Annotated in this window: 14 protein-coding genes and 1 pseudogene; 6 read left to right on the forward strand and 9 right to left on the reverse strand. The window is 59.3% G+C overall.

All coding sequences use genetic code 11. From position 1 onward, the window contains the following. Window positions 1–48: 48 nt before the first annotated feature. The 5 genes from LOH53_RS04580 to LOH53_RS04600 all read right to left on the reverse strand — a co-directional run bounded on the left by LOH53_RS04580 (window position 49) and on the right by LOH53_RS04600 (window position 4,319). Complete coding sequence (locus LOH53_RS04580) at window positions 49–903, reverse strand: M56 family metallopeptidase (RefSeq protein ID WP_230066544.1); 855 nt, start codon at window positions 901–903, stop codon at window positions 49–51. Further along, window positions 903–1,289 (reverse strand): BlaI/MecI/CopY family transcriptional regulator, encoded by a 387-nt coding sequence (locus tag LOH53_RS04585; RefSeq protein WP_230066545.1) that lies wholly within the window; start codon window positions 1,287–1,289, stop codon window positions 903–905. The genes LOH53_RS04580 and LOH53_RS04585 overlap by 1 nt, the downstream gene beginning before the upstream one ends. A gap of 159 nt (window positions 1,290–1,448) precedes the next feature. After that, the gene (locus LOH53_RS04590) at window positions 1,449–2,261 is read right to left on the reverse strand and encodes an ABC transporter ATP-binding protein (RefSeq protein ID WP_230066546.1); all 813 of its coding nucleotides are present in this window, start codon (window positions 2,259–2,261) and stop codon (window positions 1,449–1,451) included. Next, window positions 2,258–3,301: a FecCD family ABC transporter permease gene (locus tag LOH53_RS04595; RefSeq protein ID WP_230066547.1), complete on the reverse strand. Its 1,044-nt coding sequence runs from the start codon at window positions 3,299–3,301 to the stop codon at window positions 2,258–2,260. Before LOH53_RS04595 ends, LOH53_RS04590 begins: the two co-directional genes overlap by 4 nt. Continuing rightward, window positions 3,279–4,319 carry an ABC transporter substrate-binding protein gene (locus tag LOH53_RS04600; protein ID WP_230066548.1) on the reverse strand — a complete coding sequence of 347 codons (1,041 nt, stop codon included), beginning with the start codon at window positions 4,317–4,319 and terminating at the stop codon, window positions 3,279–3,281. The genes LOH53_RS04595 and LOH53_RS04600 overlap by 23 nt, the downstream gene beginning before the upstream one ends. 194 nt (window positions 4,320–4,513) lie before the next feature. On the opposite strand from LOH53_RS04600, the gene LOH53_RS04605 reads away from it, so the two are divergent. After that, the gene (locus LOH53_RS04605) at window positions 4,514–5,275 is read left to right on the forward strand and encodes a DJ-1/PfpI family protein (protein WP_230066549.1); all 762 of its coding nucleotides are present in this window, start codon (window positions 4,514–4,516) and stop codon (window positions 5,273–5,275) included. A gap of 72 nt (window positions 5,276–5,347) precedes the next feature. Here the strand turns inward: LOH53_RS04605 and LOH53_RS04610 are convergent, their stop codons facing one another. The 4 genes from LOH53_RS04610 to LOH53_RS04625 are packed head-to-tail and all read right to left on the reverse strand — an operon-like array spanning window position 5,348 to window position 9,396. Beyond that, window positions 5,348–6,349 carry a sugar phosphate isomerase/epimerase family protein gene (locus LOH53_RS04610; protein ID WP_230066550.1) on the reverse strand — a complete coding sequence of 334 codons (1,002 nt, stop codon included), beginning with the start codon at window positions 6,347–6,349 and terminating at the stop codon, window positions 5,348–5,350. Between the two features lie 4 nt (window positions 6,350–6,353). Next, the gene (locus LOH53_RS04615; RefSeq protein ID WP_230066551.1) at window positions 6,354–7,526 is read right to left on the reverse strand and encodes a Gfo/Idh/MocA family protein; all 1,173 of its coding nucleotides are present in this window, start codon (window positions 7,524–7,526) and stop codon (window positions 6,354–6,356) included. An 11-nt stretch (window positions 7,527–7,537) separates the two neighbouring features. Then, entirely contained in the window at window positions 7,538–8,647 is a 1,110-nt protein-coding gene (locus tag LOH53_RS04620; RefSeq protein WP_230066552.1) for a Gfo/Idh/MocA family protein, read from the reverse strand. Then, a complete protein-coding gene (locus LOH53_RS04625) occupies window positions 8,644–9,396 on the reverse strand; it encodes a sugar phosphate isomerase/epimerase family protein (protein WP_230066553.1) in 753 nt (250 codons plus the stop codon). The genes LOH53_RS04620 and LOH53_RS04625 overlap by 4 nt, the downstream gene beginning before the upstream one ends. 138 nt (window positions 9,397–9,534) lie before the next feature. Here LOH53_RS04625 and LOH53_RS04630 point away from each other — a divergent pair, with 138 nt between their 5' ends. The 5 genes and pseudogenes from LOH53_RS04630 to LOH53_RS04650 all read left to right on the forward strand — a co-directional run bounded on the left by LOH53_RS04630 (window position 9,535) and on the right by LOH53_RS04650 (window position 15,426). Continuing rightward, window positions 9,535–10,767 (forward strand): ROK family transcriptional regulator, encoded by a 1,233-nt coding sequence (locus tag LOH53_RS04630; RefSeq protein WP_268250954.1) that lies wholly within the window; start codon window positions 9,535–9,537, stop codon window positions 10,765–10,767. Continuing rightward, window positions 10,764–11,879 (forward strand): LacI family DNA-binding transcriptional regulator, encoded by a 1,116-nt coding sequence (locus LOH53_RS04635; protein WP_230066555.1) that lies wholly within the window; start codon window positions 10,764–10,766, stop codon window positions 11,877–11,879. The genes LOH53_RS04630 and LOH53_RS04635 overlap by 4 nt, the downstream gene beginning before the upstream one ends. Before the next feature lie 250 nt (window positions 11,880–12,129). Beyond that, window positions 12,130–13,242: pseudogene (locus LOH53_RS04640) on the forward strand (ABC transporter substrate-binding protein); the annotation flags it as partial. 377 nt (window positions 13,243–13,619) lie between these two features. Next, a complete protein-coding gene (locus LOH53_RS16925) occupies window positions 13,620–14,594 on the forward strand; it encodes a carbohydrate ABC transporter permease (protein WP_230066557.1) in 975 nt (324 codons plus the stop codon). Beyond that, window positions 14,587–15,426, forward strand: a complete 840-nt coding sequence (locus tag LOH53_RS04650; protein ID WP_230066558.1) for a carbohydrate ABC transporter permease — start codon at window positions 14,587–14,589, stop codon at window positions 15,424–15,426. Before LOH53_RS16925 ends, LOH53_RS04650 begins: the two co-directional genes overlap by 8 nt. The last annotated feature ends 50 nt before the right edge of the window (window positions 15,427–15,476 follow it).

Here is a 15,476-nt window from a genome sequence, read left to right on the forward strand (position 1 = left end):
TTCGGCAACGTTGTCGCCAGCATCAGGGCATCTTCTGGCGTGCCACGGTTAGAGGCCATTCGGTTCCCCGGCGAGGGCTTTGAGTATGTCGGGGGCAGCCAGCGCAGTTGTGCCCCGGCCAGAACAACGGCGGCCCGCGACTCGATCGGCCCGTAGTTGCATCGACTCGTTGCCGTTAAGGACGGCGAGCTTATGCAGTGCGGAGGCGACAGCATCGTGGCCACAGATCCGTACGGCGCGATCATCTGCGATCAACTCCACCAACATGGAGGTGGCGCGTTCAAATTTCTCCGCTGCCATAAGTCCGGGAAGGCAGGCGCTGTTGAGCCGGGTTAACCGCTTGCTCCAACCATGGCGCTGGCGCAAGTGGGTGTGTTCGTGCTCTATCACTGCCCATAGTTCGCGCGGGCTCAATGTGTCCGCCACGAAGGATGAAATGACAATGACGTTTATTCCGGGTGCGGCAAATGCGATCGGTGCCTGAACATCGACGAATGCTACTTTAGTGCCACTGACCGCAAGGGTTTGGTAGGTGGCTACGTCAAGCAGGGTGGCCACATTGCCATACACGTCTCTATCATCCACCACCATGGTTTCAGCCCGCTGCATGACCAAAGCAATCGTTGCGCCGAATACCCCTAAACTGGCCCAGCCGGCAATCACCATAATGAGGGGAAGCAGGTTTGCCGTGTTGTGGTCATGCGAGGACGCATTGGCGTCCACCGCAACCCAGACGGACCACACCATGGTCACTGCGGCCCCGCACAAGCCGGCCGCAAAGAGAAAATGCCACAATGCCATGGCCAGCCGGGGTCGTCGGATTTGCCAGGTTCCAATGGTCAGGAGTCGGGGGGCTCCTAGGATGGCGACAGCGCACAGGACTATCAGGCCAACGATCGGCATTAATTTTGGTCGCTGGCGGAACGTCCCCGTTTGCCTAGCGCGCGTCGTAAGAGATCTACATCGTCGTCGGAAAGATTGCCGGCAAAATTCAACAACGCCTCTGCCCTGACGCTGCTTTCCGTGAGCGTAGCGAGCATGGCATCGGAGATGAGCTTTGGCTCGGTCTGGGCTGCACTGTAGTGTCTGATCCCCGCCACAGCATCCCCACGCTTAACCTGACCTTTGATTCGGAGCCGTTCCAACACTGTCAGCAGGGTAGTCACCGCAGGCTGGGATTCGCTGTCAAAGTCGGCTTGGATATCGCGCACGCTCAATGGCTCTTTGGAACTCCACAGGATGCGCATCACCATGCCCTCTAGTTCACCGCGCATTCTTCGTTCAGCCACATTGACCTCCATCTGCAAGTTTAACGTCAGCGACGCAGAGAAGACGGCGGTGAACTGCGAGCATGATGACCGCATGATGCTGACGCTCTACAGTACGTAGAGTTTGCTAGCTTATCATTGCGGCGCTATGACGTCCCTGCAAGTTCGACGGCGGGGCCGTCAGTAGGTGCGAACGGCGGCAGGTACGACGTCGGCAGCAGCGTCTGGCAGCGGCGCTGTCAGCAGGTGGGGGCGCCCGGTCAGCGGATGCTTCATGATGCTGGAGCGGACACCAAACACTTTAGAAGTGAGCTCGTTGGTAAGTACCTCGGCGGGCGGACCGGTCGCCACCACTTGACCGGCGTGCATCACCGCGATGAGATCAGCATAGGCGAGGGCCTGGTCAAGATCGTGGAGTACGGCGACCCGGGTCAAAGTGAGATTACTAAGTAGCTCCATGAGTTCAAGTTGCGCACGGGCATCAAGGTGGTTGGTGGGTTCGTCGAGCAGCAGTGTTTCTGCTTTCTGGGCGAGGGCGCGTGCTAAAAGCACTCGCTGGCGTTCACCGCCGCTGAGCGTGCCAAACATGCGCCCCGCGAGCTCTTTTGCACCGGCCATCTGGAGTGCATCCAGAACGGCGTCTTGTTCGGTGGGGCGTTGAACTGCCCACCACGGCGTGTGTGTGTGCCTCCCAGTTCCGACGATATCCGCGGCGGTGAGGGCCACATCGGCGTCTTGGAATTGTGGAACCACTGCGCGCTGGCGTGCTGCCGCCGCCATAGGGATCCGTGACACATCGCGATCCCTGATGAAGATGGCGCCGGCGGACAGCTTCACCGCACGGTAGATGGCCCGCAAGAGTGTGGTTTTCCCTGAACCGTTGGGGCCCACGACGGCGAGGAACGCCCCGGAGGGGATGGAGAGGTCCACATTGTGAACGATTGACTCGTTAGCGAGACGAATACTGACAGCTTTTAGTTCGATCCCGCTCATGCGCGTTTCTCCCGGGCCATGAGGAACAGGAAGAATGGAACACCGACAACGGCGGTGAAGATGGTGAGCGGGAACTCGATGGGGGAGCCGATGGTGCGGGCGGCGAGATCGACAACGACGAGAAAGAGTGCACCGAGGATGATTCCGGCCGGGAGTAAGCGTCGATGATCGGCCCCGACGAGCAAACGAGTCGCGTGTGGCACTATCAACCCGACGAATCCGACACCCCCGGCAAGACTTACGGTGACAGCGGTGCACAGCGCGGCAAGGAGCAATAATATCAGTCGCTCTTGCCGGATATTGACGCCTACCGCTACGGCAGCGTCATCTCCGAGTGAGAGTGCGTTCAGAGCTCGGGCACGGGTGAGCATCAACAGAACGCAGACGATGATCACGACGGCCGGAACGGGCAGTGAATTCCAGCGCGCTCCCGCGACCGATCCCAATGTCCAGAACAGAATGCCGGAGATCTGACCGGGCTTTGCCTGTAACTGAACAAAACTTGTGCCTGCCGAGGCCAGATATCCCAGAGCGACGCCGGCAAGGACGAGCCTGCTGTCACTGAAGGCGCCGCGGCGCTGTGCGACGAGAAATACGAGCACTAGAATCAGGGCGGCCCCGACGAAAGCGCCGGTCGAGACGCCAAGCCCAAGTAAAGCGCCGCTGCCGAACACCATGACCAGCACCGCCCCGAACGAGGCGCCGGACGAAACGCCAATTACATAAGGATCGGCCAGCGGGTTTCGCACCAGTCCTTGGAGCGCGATTCCGGAGACGGTGAGACCGGCGCCGACCAGAGCAGCGGCGATCACGCGTGGGATCCGGTAATCCCAGATAATCGTCCCGTTCAGGGCCGGGGCGCTCTCGCCGAGTCCGAGACGGCTAAATACTACTTGGCCGACGTCGCCCAGCGGGATCGGTACGCTGCCGACGCACACGCCGAGGATCGACGCGAGCACTAATGCGATGCCGATTGCCGTGAGCCATATGGCCAGCGGCACCCGGTGCAGGCGCTGATCAGAACGCGTCGGGATGGGCAATGTGGGCTATATTCTCGACGGCGATGGCATTGGTCGGCCCAAGATAGACACCGTCGTGGACGGTCACGAACGATTGAGATTTCACGGCGGGCCAGTGCGGAAACTGCTTTTCGATGCTGGCCCGCAGCGCGGCAATGTCCACGGTACCGTCGCCGAACAGAACAACCGTCGCGGGTTCGCTCACGAGAAGCTGTTCGGCGGAGAAAGTTCCCGCGGACTCTGCTGGCCGGCCCGCGAAAACATTTGTCACCCCGGCCTGTTTGAGCACGTCATCGAAGATTCCACCGGTCCACGCCGTCGGCACGTCGGTGCCAAAACCGGGGCTCAGGATGATGCCGCTGACGAGGGTACTGCCTTTGATCGCCGTGGAGACTGAAGCGAGCTGGCCCTCCATCCCCGAGATAACGCTTTCTGCCTTTTCTTCGACCCGGAAGATGCGACCGAGTGTGCGCAGCAGTTCGTAGCTGCCATCGATTCCCGCGGTGTCATAGCGCTGGCGCTCCTTGTCCGTGGCGTTGGGGTTGCCATTGGCGCAGTTGGCGGGCGTGATGAGTGTCTTGGCGCCGAAGGAGGAAATCTCATCGCGGGTGGCAAAACCGAGGCTGGCATCGAAGCCGCCAGCGTAGCTCGAGACAACCAAATCCGGGTGCTGCGCCAGCAATTGTTCAGCTGGTGGACCGTAGTTTTCATTGACGGTAAGCCCACCTGTGGGCAGTGCCGCGACCTTCCCAACCAGCGAGGGGTCATCAGAGGCTCCGTAAACTTCCAGATTTGCGATGATCGAATCCGCAATTCCGAGGGCGATGAACGAGTTGACCTCCGCCACGGACGCTCCGCCAAGCAGTACCACCCGAGAAGGCACCTGAGTAAAGGTCTGCTCAGTGCCACAGTTTTCGATCGTCAGCGCCTGGGCTGATCCGCTCTCCGAGGGCGCCGGAGCGGCGGACGGTGCGCATCCGCTCAAGGCCACGAGAGCGGCGGCTGCGAACGCGGCGACAGGCACCAGGCGCTTATTCACTAAAGAGATCCGATCTGGGAGGGGTGTGCGTCATGGCGAACATGGGAAGTGGTGGGATATATTTCCTACTACACTACAAGATGTAGAGCAAAAGTGAGACCCTGGCCTCATAACGTGAGCTGGCCCTTGAGCAGACGAACGAATCCGCGTGTTGAGAGCAATGTTCCATCTTTCGAGAGTAACGAGGACTAAGGATGACTGAAACCATGAAACTAGATGCGGGCGCCGCGCAGGCGTTGGACCGGGCGATGGCAGCGCACGACGGCTTGGCCGCGTTGCCGGGAGTCACCTTGACGGCACAAGAGGACATCGTCATCGTCCTGCATCCGGGGTTCGATACCCTCGATGCCATCGGCCCGCACGCGTTGCTTTCTTCGATGATCGGTGCCACCGTACACCTGGCAACGACAGGAGCGGCGAACGTTCCGGTCGTGAGCGCCGGAGGCTTGGCACTGATGCCGACCACGACGCTGCGCGACGTTGCTGACGCGCCCACTTTGCTGCTTGTGCCCGGCGGGGACACGGGTGTTCTTCTTGCCGACGAGTCCGCGATCGCGAATATTCGCCGTCTTGGCCAAACGGGCGGACTTGTCAGTAGCGTGTGTACGGGAGCGATGGCGCTGGGTGCTGCGGGACTGCTCGAGGGCCGCCGGGCAACGTCACACTGGTCGGTGCGTCATCTGTTGGAGGGGTACGGTGCCACCCGCGTTGATGAGCGCGTGGTGGAAGACGGAAACCTGTTCACATCTGCCGGTATCACGGCCGGGATGGATCTGGCGCTGCTCCTGGTTGCCAGGCTTCGCGGGGATAATTACGCCCGTTTCTTGGAACTTGGCGCTGAGTATGCTCCGGCGCCGCCGTTTGGTACGGGTACCCCTGAAGCTGCCGGGCCAGAACTCACCCAACTTGCGCGTGACTTCTTCGCTCCGGTCGAATATGCCTGCCGCGCCAAGTAGTCCGCGTACCGAAACTGATGGCCGCCGTCGTCCTAGGAAAGGTCGACGGCGGCCACCGGGAACTCTTCGGTGTCAGTCCTGGTTGCTGAAAGCGGCGTCGAAGGAGAGCTTGGACGGAGCGAAGTTGAACTTCTTCAAGGCAGCCAAGGCCTCCGGAGCACCCTGTAAACGGTCCATGCCGGCGTCTTCCCATTCAATGGAGATGGGTCCCTCGTAGCCGATGGCAGTGAGTGCTCTGAAGGATGATTCCCACGGCACGTCCCCGCGTCCAGCCGAGACAAAGTCCCAGCCACGACGGGGATCACCCCACGCTAGATGGGAACCCATGACGGTGTTGCGCCCGGTCAGGCGCAGCTTCGTGTCCTTGCAATCCACATGGTAGATCCGGTCCTTGAAGTCCCAAATGAAGGAGACTGGATCGATCCCCTGCCACATGAAATGTGAAGGGTCCCAGTTCAGCCCAAATGCGGGACGGTGGCCAATGGCTTCGAGAGTGCGCACCGTTGTCCAGTAGTCATAGGCGATCTCCGAGGGGTGAACCTCGTGGGCGAAGCGCACCCCGCATTCGTCAAAGACGTCCAGGATCGGGTTCCAACGGTCAGCGAAGTCCTGATATCCGGCGTCGATCACCGACTGCGGAACAGGCGGGAACATGGCCACGTATTGCCAGATGGAGGAGCCGGTGAATCCGACCACTGTCTTGACGCCCAGTGCGCGGGCCAGGTGCGCCGTGAGTTTCATTTCGCTGGCGGCACGTTGGCGCACCCCCTCAGGATCTCCGTCGCCCCATACCTTGCTACCCACAATGCTCTGGTGGCGGAAGTCGATCGGGTCATCGCACACCGCCTGGCCTTTGAGATGGTTGGAGATGGCCCACACTTTCAATTTGTACTTTTCTAGAACCGCCAGTTTGCCCTCGACGTAGCCGGGTTCATCCCACCGCCACGGGTCCAGGTGGTCTCCGGAGCAGGCGATTTCCAGGCCGTCGTAGCCCCATTCGGAGGCAAGTTTGGCTACTTCTTCGAAGGGGAGATCGGCCCATTGACCGGTAAAAAGCGTGTACTGGCGGTCCATCGTGTTAGTCCTTAGAAGTTGGTGCGGCAATAGCGACGGTGATGCCGTCTTTCGCTGCGGAGGTTTCGATGCCAGCCAGCACGCGCTGGACGGCAAGCCCCTCCTCGAACGACGGCGACGGATCGGTACCATTTTGAATATTCAGCAGGAAATCGCGGATCTGGTGGGTAAAACTGTGCTCCCAGCCAAGCACGTGCCCCTGTGGCCACCATCCGGCGATGTACGGATGCTCAGGTTCCGTGACCAAAATGCGCCGGAATCCCTGCACGTCCTTGGGGTCAGTGCCGTCGAAGAAGTACAGTTCATTGGGGTTTTCGAGATTGAAAGTAATTGACCCACCTGTGCCATAAACTTCCACGCGCAGTGCGTTCTTCTGACCCAGGGCAACGCGGGAAACCTCAACGCTGGCGACGGCTCCACCGTCCAGAGCCAAAGTGGCCCACACGGCGTCGTCAACGCTCACAGTTTCCAAGCCATTCGGGCCCGGGCGCTGTGGGACAAAAGTATGCAGACGCCCGTTAACTTCGGTGACTCGCTGACCCAAAAGATACTGGATCTGATCGATCGCGTGGGAGGCAATGTCTCCCAGTGCACCAGAGCCGGCGGTTTCCTTGCGCAGCCGCCACGTCATGGGTGCTGATTCGTCGGTGAGCCAATCTTGGAGGTACGACGCGCGGACTTGGCGGATGGTGCCCAGGCGCCCGTCTGCGATCAGTTGGCGGGCCAAGGTCAGTGCCGGAATGCGGCGATAGGTGAACCCCACCATTGAGCGGACCCCGGCGGAGCGTGCTGCCTGAGCAGCGGCGAGCATGGACTCCGCCTCCGCCACGGAATTGGCCAGCGGCTTCTCCACCAGCACGTGCTTGCCCGCGGCAAGGGCCGCCGTCGCAATCTGCGCATGTAGCCATCCGGGGGCGCAAATGTCCACGATGTCTATGTCATCCCGGCTAATGACTTCCCGCCAATCCGTGGCGGATTCACTCCAGCCGTACTTTCGGCCCGCAGCGGCCACCGCTTCGCTGTCCCGGCCTACAAGGACCTTTTGTTCAAACGCTGGCACGTCAAAGTGGTTAGCGACCGAGTGCCAGGCGTTGGAATGAGCCTGGCCCATGAAGGCGTAGCCGATGACGGCCACGCCTAGAGGGCGTGGCGGGTGTGAAACGTGGGGGAAGCTCATTGCGCGGTTTCCTAGAGGGTTGCTTCGGTGGGGTCCCAGTCCGCGGGTAGCGGATCAGCGGCGGTTGCTGTGCTTTGTAAAGTTACGAATTCTCCCGTTTCAAAGGATTCCGAGATGGACACCATGGCATCGAGTACGTGGTAGGCCATGGCCCCCTGAGCGCGGTGTGGGCGCCCGGCACGGATAGCGCGCGCCATTTCCAGGACACCGGAGCCGCGGGTAGCTGTGGCCCCGGTGGCGGGAATGACTTCTGGATCCTTGGTCCCCAGCCGGTGCAAGGTGATATCCCCGTCGAAGTTGTTGGGGTCAGGGAATGCGATGGTGGCTTCGGTGCCGGAGATTTCAACAAAGCCCGCCCGCTCCAGCGGGGACTGGAAACTGAAGATGCTCTGGGATGATTCACCGCCGGCAAACTGGGCGATTGCACTCACGTGCGTTGGTACCGTCACGTCAAATTCTTCTCCTGCCTTCGGACCGGATCCAATAACGCGGGTGTCCCGGGACTTGGAGCTCAGGGCCGCAACCTTGGTGATAGCGCCAAAAGTCTGGATGAGTGCGGTGAGATAGTACGGGCCTATGTCGAACAGGGGCCCGGCCCCTTCCTGAAACAGGAACGCCGGGTTGGGGTGCCAGGACTCCGGACCGGGGGACTGCATCAAGGTCAGTGCCGTCAGCGGGGTACCGATGGCGCCGTCGTTGATCAGACGCAGTGCCGTTTGAAGCCCGGCACCTAGGAATGTGTCCGGGGCGCAGCCAAGACGAAGCCCAGCGTCCTCAGCCAGTTTTAGGAGGCCCAGCCCACTTTGGCGATCCGTGGAGAACGGCTTCTCACTCCAGACATGTTTTCCGGCTTTGATGGCCGCTGTGGCCACTGCAACGTGCGCGGCCGGGATGGTGAGATTGATGACGATCTCAACGTCCGGGTGGTTCAGGACGTCCTCGACGCTCCCGGTCTCGGCAACGCCGAATTCAGCGCCACGTTCAGCGGCAATAGGTTCAAACATGTCCCCGATAATGTGTACCTTGATATCCGGGAAGCTGGTCAGGTTCTTCAGATATTCCTTGCTAATAACCCCAGCGCCAATAATGGCTACGCCCACGGGACCCGTTTTAGTACTCATTTGTTTCCTGCCTGCGCAGTCTTATTGTTCAAAAGGTAGTTGAGACTGTCCGTGATGGCATCGAAGATATCGCCGGTGAAGTCATCCAACTCCACCACTCCCACTTCCAAGGACTCAGCGGCCGCGATGACATCGCAGATCGGCACCTTCCCGGATCCGACAGCAACCTGGTCTGCATCGACCTTTGTCAGTGGACCGTCCTTGATATGGATAAAGCGGACCCTGTCTCCTAAACGTGCAAGCAGCTTTACCGGATCTTCCCCGCCCACAGCCGCCCAGTAGGTATCTACTTCCAGTACTACCTGCGGACTGAGATTCTCCGCCAAGATTTCCAGCCCGGAGCGGCCATTGATCTGAGTTTCAAGCTCGAATTCGTGATTGTGATACCCCACCCGGATGCCGTAACTGGCGCCCTTGACGGCAGCTGCATTCAGCGCCGCTGCCGTGGCCTTGATGTCTTCTTCGGTGGTCCACGCGGCGCGATCCACATGGGGGTCAATGACCGTTTCAATTCCCAGCTTCTTTGCGGCGCGGAAGATTTCATCCTGGTCTTCGCGTAGCAAGGGCGCATGGCCTGACGGGGCTGCGATTCCATGGGCACTCAGCGCGGCAGCCAGTTCGTTTGCGGTGGCAACGAAATTGTAGGGCTCCACATTGGTGTAACCGATCGCGGCAACCTTGGCAATGGTTCCGGCGAGGTCCGCTTCAAGGGGTTTGCGCACTGTGTACAGCTGTAGTGAATACTTCATTGATGTCTCCTGCTAGAACGCTGGGATGGCTTTCACTTCAACCTAAAGTAACTTTTGACGAGCGTCAAGCAAAAGTTGTCAACAAAATCACTTCCTGAACAATTGTGACAATAGAAGCCCATGTGTTATTTATTGTGAATGCCGAAGTCATCAGCAACGCCTCACCCAACAGCAACCACTCCCAGCGGGGGAGCGGGGGTGGGAACCTCACGCGCCGGGGACGTGTTTCAATTGCTGCGCGACGGCCATGCACGGACCCGGGCGGAACTGGCCGACATCACGGGACTTGCCCGCTCCACCGTGGGAGCCCGAATTGAGGCCCTCGCGGCGTCGGGGCTGATTGGGCCTGCTGGCGAGGCAGTCTCTTCTGGTGGGCGGCCGCCGTCGCGCTTTGCCTTCCAGCCCACCACCCGCGTGGTCTTAGCGGTCGACGTCGGCGCTACTCACGTGCTGATCGGGCTGACCGATTTGAGCGGGAAGTTATTGAGCGAACTGCGTGAATCCATTGATATTTCCGCTGGCCCCATTGTGGTGTTGGATGTCGTCTTGGGCCACTGTCAGCAACTGCTGGCCCAATCCGGGCGGCATCAAAGTGAATTGGTGGGGATCGGAATCGGATTGCCCGGTCCTGTAGAGCACTCCACGGGAAAGCCTGCCAGCCCGCCCATCATGCCCGGCTGGGATGGTTTTGACGTTCCGGCCTATGTCCAGCAGCGCTTTGACACCAACGTTCTGGTGGACAATGACGTGAACATCATGGCGCTGGGGGAGCGGGCCGTCTACTGGCCCGAGGCCGAGGACCTCCTGTTCATCAAAGTTGCCACCGGCATTGGGGCCGGCATCATCAGCGGCGGCCTGCTCCAGCGCGGATCCGACGGCACGGCAGGTGACATCGGGCATGTTCGAGTCCCCCGGGGCGGCGACGTTTTGTGCCGGTGCGGGAACTATGGCTGCCTGGAAGCTATGGCTTCCGGGCCCGCGGTCGCGGCGCAATTGGCGGCCGGAGGGGTGCCGGCGGCGACCGGGGAAGACGTGTTGGAACTGGCTCGGCGCGGCAATTTGGCCGCCATCCATGCCATGCGTCAGGCGGGTCGGGACGTAGGCGATGTCCTGGCGACCTGCGTGAATTTGCTCAACCCCTCCGTGATTGTCATTGGTGGCGGGCTTTCCTCAGCCGGGGAATATCTACTAGCGGGCGTGCGGGAGATCGTTTACCAGCGTTCACTTCCGTTGGCCACGGCGCGGTTGCGGATCGTCCAGTCTATGGCCACGGATCATGCTGGCGTGCTGGGGGCCGGGCGCATGGTGATTGACTATGTGCTTTCCCCGGCCGGCGTCGAACGCTTGGTGGCGGAGCACCAGACGCCGTGACTGCGAACGGCAGCAGCCCCCGGGGCAACAATCCCTCCGGAAGGGTGACAATTTCCGGACTCGCGCAAAGGCTGGGCATCTCCAAGGCGTCGGTGTCCTATGCCCTTAACGCTCAGCCAGGTGTCAGCGCGCAAACCCGAGTTCGCGTTTTGGCTCTGGCCGATGAGCTGGGCTGGTATGCCAGTTCCAGTGCGAGGGCGTTGTCGCATTCACGCAGCGACGCGGTCGGAATTGTGTTGGCCCGCTCGCCTGAACAAGTCGGATCCGAATCGTTCTACATGTCAGTGCTGGCGGGGATTGAATCAGTTCTAAGTGAGCATGAGATGAACGTGATGCTTCGCATGGTGGACCCCCGGGAGGGCTCCCCGGTGGCCAACGGTCAGGGTTTACGGGAGCGCGGCGATTTGGCGGTTTACCGTCGCTGGGCGGGTGAACGGCGCGTTGATGGTGTCATCATCTTTGACCATTTCGCGAATGATCCCCGGCCGCAGCTCTTGGCAAAGTTGGCCCTGCCGCACGTGCTGGTGGGTGCTGGCGCTGATGTGGACCCAGGGCCGTTCGGGGCCAGCGTCACAGTGGATCAGGAGGGCGACGCCGGAACTTTGGTGGAAGCCCTTCACTCACTGGGTCACCGGCATATTGCGTACATTTGTGGTCCGTCCGAGCTCACACACGAGGTGGCGCGCCGTGCAGGGATGCTGCACCACGCACAAATCCTGGGTATGAGCATGGTTTTCAGCGCCTCCGATTACACCGCGGACGACGGCGGGAAGGCCACCACCGCTGTTGTCGCCGGGTTGGCTCCCGGGTCACCGGACTTTCCCACCGCCGTTGTTTACGGTAACGATCTCATGGCAGTTGGTGGGCTTCTGGCCTTGAAACGCTTGGGTATTTCGGTCCCTGAGCAGGTGTCGGTGCTGAGCTGGGATGACTCACTGCTGTGCCAACTTAGTTCCCCCACCGTGACAGCCCTTCGCCGCGACACCATGGAACTGGGACGGCGTTCTGCGACCCTGTTGCTGGCTACTGTTGGCGGGCACCGATCGGCCAATACGTGCATGCCAGCCGCCGTCTTGCAGCGCCGTAACAGCCTGTCCAAAGCCGCGAATTAGCCACTGGAAAATTCATAACAAACCAGTAACGATCACTCAATGATGAACCGGTTCAGTTATCTGCTTCACAGTATTTTTTCACGGATTTTGCTCCATTGAACAGCGCAAATTCAGGGATCTTACCGCCTTGGGTACCAGCATTGTGGGTGTAGCCCTGTCATCATCTGTTGAGATTCAATCAATAGAGACAGAAATTGTTCGTGACTTTTGATTGACGATCGACAGAAGTTGATCTAGGTTTGGTTTCACGATGAGAAACGGGTCCGCCCGAAACCCTCACCCACTAATTTCTCCGGTATTCCACGACAATGACAAGGAAGTCGCGAAAGTGAAAATTCGTACTTTTGCCGCAGCAGCGGCAATTGCAGCACTCGCAATTACCGCCACGGGCTGTAGCGGCGGGACCAGCAATTCCGGCTCCTCGGATGGTGGCGGAAAAACGCTCACCTACTGGGCCAGCAACCAGGGCACCAGCTTGGATAATGACAAAGCGGTCCTCACCCCGGAGCTAAAGAAATTCGAGGACCAGACAGGCATCAAGGTCAATCTTGAAGTCATCGGCTGGAATGACCTCCAGACACGCATTCAGACTGCTGTCACTTCCGGTCAGGCTCCAGACGTCCTGAACATCGGTAACACCTGGGCAGCCTCACTACAGTCCACAGGTGCGTTCATGCCCTTCGACTCAGCAGCTTTCGACGCGATCGGCGGCAAAGACAAGTTCGTCAAGACGGCTATGGATACCGGTGGAATGCCCGGACAAGACCCCACCTCAGTCCCGCTATACGGTTTGGCCTACGGACTGTACTACAACAAGGCCATGTTTGCCGATGCCGGGCTGACCCCGCCCACCACGTGGGAAGAGATGGCCGCTGACGCCACGAAGCTGACCAGTGGAGACAAATACGGGTTCTCTCTCGCAGCTGGAAGTTACACAGAAAACTCGCATTTCGCGTTTATCAACGCAGCCCAGAACGGCGCTGACTTCTTTGACTCCGCCGGAAAGCCCACCTTCGCCTCCGACGGCGTCGTTGATGGAATTTCCCGCTACCTGGACTTGATGCAGACTAACAAGGCTGTCAATCCCTCCAACGCCCAGTATGACAACGGAACTCAGGCGATCAATGACTTTGCCACTGGCAAAGCCGCGATGATTCTGAGCCAAAACAACGCTGATAGTTCCATCGCTTCCCAGGGGATGAAGAACGATGCCTACGGCGTCGTGGCATTCCCAGCACCGAAGGGTGGAAAGCAGATTGCCACTATGGTTGCCGGCATTAACATGTCCATCTTCAAGAACACGAAGAACAAGGATGCGGCTCTACAGTTCGTGAAGTTCATGACAAGCGAAGCTACTCAGGGGACGTTAGATAAATCCTTTGCCGCATTGCCTGTTCTCAACGGTGTAACTCCGAGCTTCACCGACAACGCTGCAGAAGCTAAGACGTTCTCCGATATCTACTCCAACAAGTCCAAGCCGCTGCCTCTCGTGGCAGCTGAAGATCAGTTTGAGAGCACTGTTGGCAAGGCCATGAACCAGATGTTCGCCACGATCGCTTCCGGAGGTACCGTCTCCAAAGCTGATATCAAAGCCGCGCTGACCACTGCACAGCAGGCCGTCGAGGCAGCCGGATAAGGCTCGCTCCAAGCTAAAGAACGACAATGCCGGCCGGGTGCCGAACCGTTGGCACCTGGCCGGAAGTCTTCATAAAAAACCGCAAAGAAAGGTGAGTGAACGCAGTGACTGCAACCACCGCCGCAAAGAAATCCGGCCCTTCCGCCGGTCCAGCACGCGGTAAACCACGCAAGCCGCGGCGCGCTGGTTGGTGGCTGCCGTACGCACTACTCGCCCCTGCAGTCGTCTTTGAACTGGTCATTCACGTCATTCCAATGGTGACTGGTATCTGGATCAGCTTCCTGAAATTGACCAAGATGTTCATCTCCAACTGGGGAAACGCACCATTCGTCGGATTTAAGAACTACTCGATCGCGCTTGATTTCAACTCCGCTGTTGGTTCGGGGCTGCTTAAATCGTTTCTCATCACCATCGCCTTCACGATCGTTGTGGTTGGCGTCTCGTGGTCACTGGGCATGGCGGCCGCCGTCGCACTTCAAAAGACCTTCCGAGGCAGGGCGATCTTCCGCACCTTGTTTTTGATCCCCTACGCGCTACCCATGTACGCCGGCGTCATTGCCTGGAAGTTCATGTTGCAAAAGGACACTGGCGCGCTAAATCACTTGCTGTATGACAACCTTGGCATGCCGGGGGACAAGCCCTTCTGGCTGATCGGCGACAACGCGTTCGCCGCGGTCGTTATGGTGGCCATTTGGCGTCTGTGGCCCTTCGCCTTCCTCATGTTGATGGCCGGCTTGCAGTCAATTCCCACCGACGTCTATGAAGCCTCGGCGGTTGACGGTGCCAAGCCGCTGCGCCAATGGTGGGCGATAACTCTTCCGATGCTCCGTCCCGTCAATCTTGTCCTTGTTCTGGTTATGTTCTTGTGGACGTTCAACGACTTCAATACGCCCTTTGTATTGTTCGGCAACGCTCAGCCACCCGCAGGGGATCTGATTTCCTTCCACATTTACAACGCGTCATTCCTTACCTGGAACTTCGGTTCGGGTGCGGCGATGTCTGTCCTGCTGCTGCTGTTCCTGCTGGTGGTCAGCGGACTCTATCTGATTTTCATGAACCGGAGGAAAGACCGTGCATGAGACAACCGGCGCGAAAGTTTTTAGAATCGTCACCGTCACTCTTTTGAGCATTTTCACCATTATCCCCGTCTACGTCATGGTGATTTCCGGGCTCAAGCCACTCAAAGATATCCAAGGAGCCTTCTCCTGGTGGCCCAGCACTCTGACCATCCAGCCCTACATCGACATGTGGGCGACCGTGCCGCTGGCCAACTACTTCTTCAACTCTGTAATAGTTTCCTCTTCTGCCACAGTGCTGTCCTTGATCATCGCGATCTTTGCCTCCTACGCGATCTCCCGCTACAAATTTAGGGGTCGGTCGGTTTTCTCCACCACAGTGCTCTCCACACAGATGCTGCCTGGCGTATTGTTCTTGCTTCCACTGTTCTTGATCTTTGTGAACATCAATACGAACTTCGGCATCCAGCTAGTGGGGACCCGTTTAGGCCTGATCATCACCTACCTGACTTTCTCACTCCCGTTCTCCATCTGGATGCTAGCTGGCTACTTTGACGGCATCCCGCGCGAGCTCGACGAAGCTGCAAAAGTAGACGGGTGCGGCCCGATGCGTACCCTGATGACGGTCATCTTGCCAGCTGCCCGGCCAGGGCTGGTTGCTGTGGCGATCTACAGTTTTATGACCAGTTGGGGCGAGGTGCTCTTCGCTTCCGTCATGACCACTGACGCCAACCGGACCCTTGCCGTGGGGTTGCAGCTCTACTCGACGCAGACCAACGTGTACTGGAATCAGATCATGGCGGCTTCCGTGGTGGTCTCCATCCCGATTGTCATAGGATTCTTGCTCCTACAGAAGAACTTCGTAGCCGGGTTGACCGCTGGAGCCGTCAAGTAGACGGTGAGGGCGTGCCAAAGCGGTGAGGTGGCGTGAAATTTCACGCCACC

It is taken from the genome of Arthrobacter cryoconiti (genome assembly GCF_020905375.1).
Taxonomy (GTDB): Bacteria; Actinomycetota; Actinomycetes; order Actinomycetales; family Micrococcaceae; genus Specibacter; species Specibacter cryoconiti.

Bases quoted from the DNA above. Each gene is read 5' to 3' on its own strand.
- LOH53_RS04580 (WP_230066544.1), bottom strand. From the start codon at position 903: ATGCCGATCGTTGGCCTGATAGTCCTGTGCGCTGTCGCCATCCTAGGA.
- LOH53_RS04590 (WP_230066546.1), bottom strand. From the start codon at position 2,261: ATGAGCGGGATCGAACTAAAAGCTGTCAGTATTCGTCTCGCTAACGAG.
- LOH53_RS04605 (WP_230066549.1), top strand. From the start codon at position 4,514: ATGACTGAAACCATGAAACTAGATGCGGGCGCCGCGCAGGCGTTGGAC.
- LOH53_RS04610 (WP_230066550.1), bottom strand. From the start codon at position 6,349: ATGGACCGCCAGTACACGCTTTTTACCGGTCAATGGGCCGATCTCCCC.
- LOH53_RS04615 (WP_230066551.1), bottom strand. From the start codon at position 7,526: ATGAGCTTCCCCCACGTTTCACACCCGCCACGCCCTCTAGGCGTGGCC.
- LOH53_RS04620 (WP_230066552.1), bottom strand. From the start codon at position 8,647: ATGAGTACTAAAACGGGTCCCGTGGGCGTAGCCATTATTGGCGCTGGG.
- LOH53_RS04625 (WP_230066553.1), bottom strand. From the start codon at position 9,396: ATGAAGTATTCACTACAGCTGTACACAGTGCGCAAACCCCTTGAAGCG.
- LOH53_RS04630 (WP_268250954.1), top strand. From the start codon at position 9,535: ATGCCGAAGTCATCAGCAACGCCTCACCCAACAGCAACCACTCCCAGC.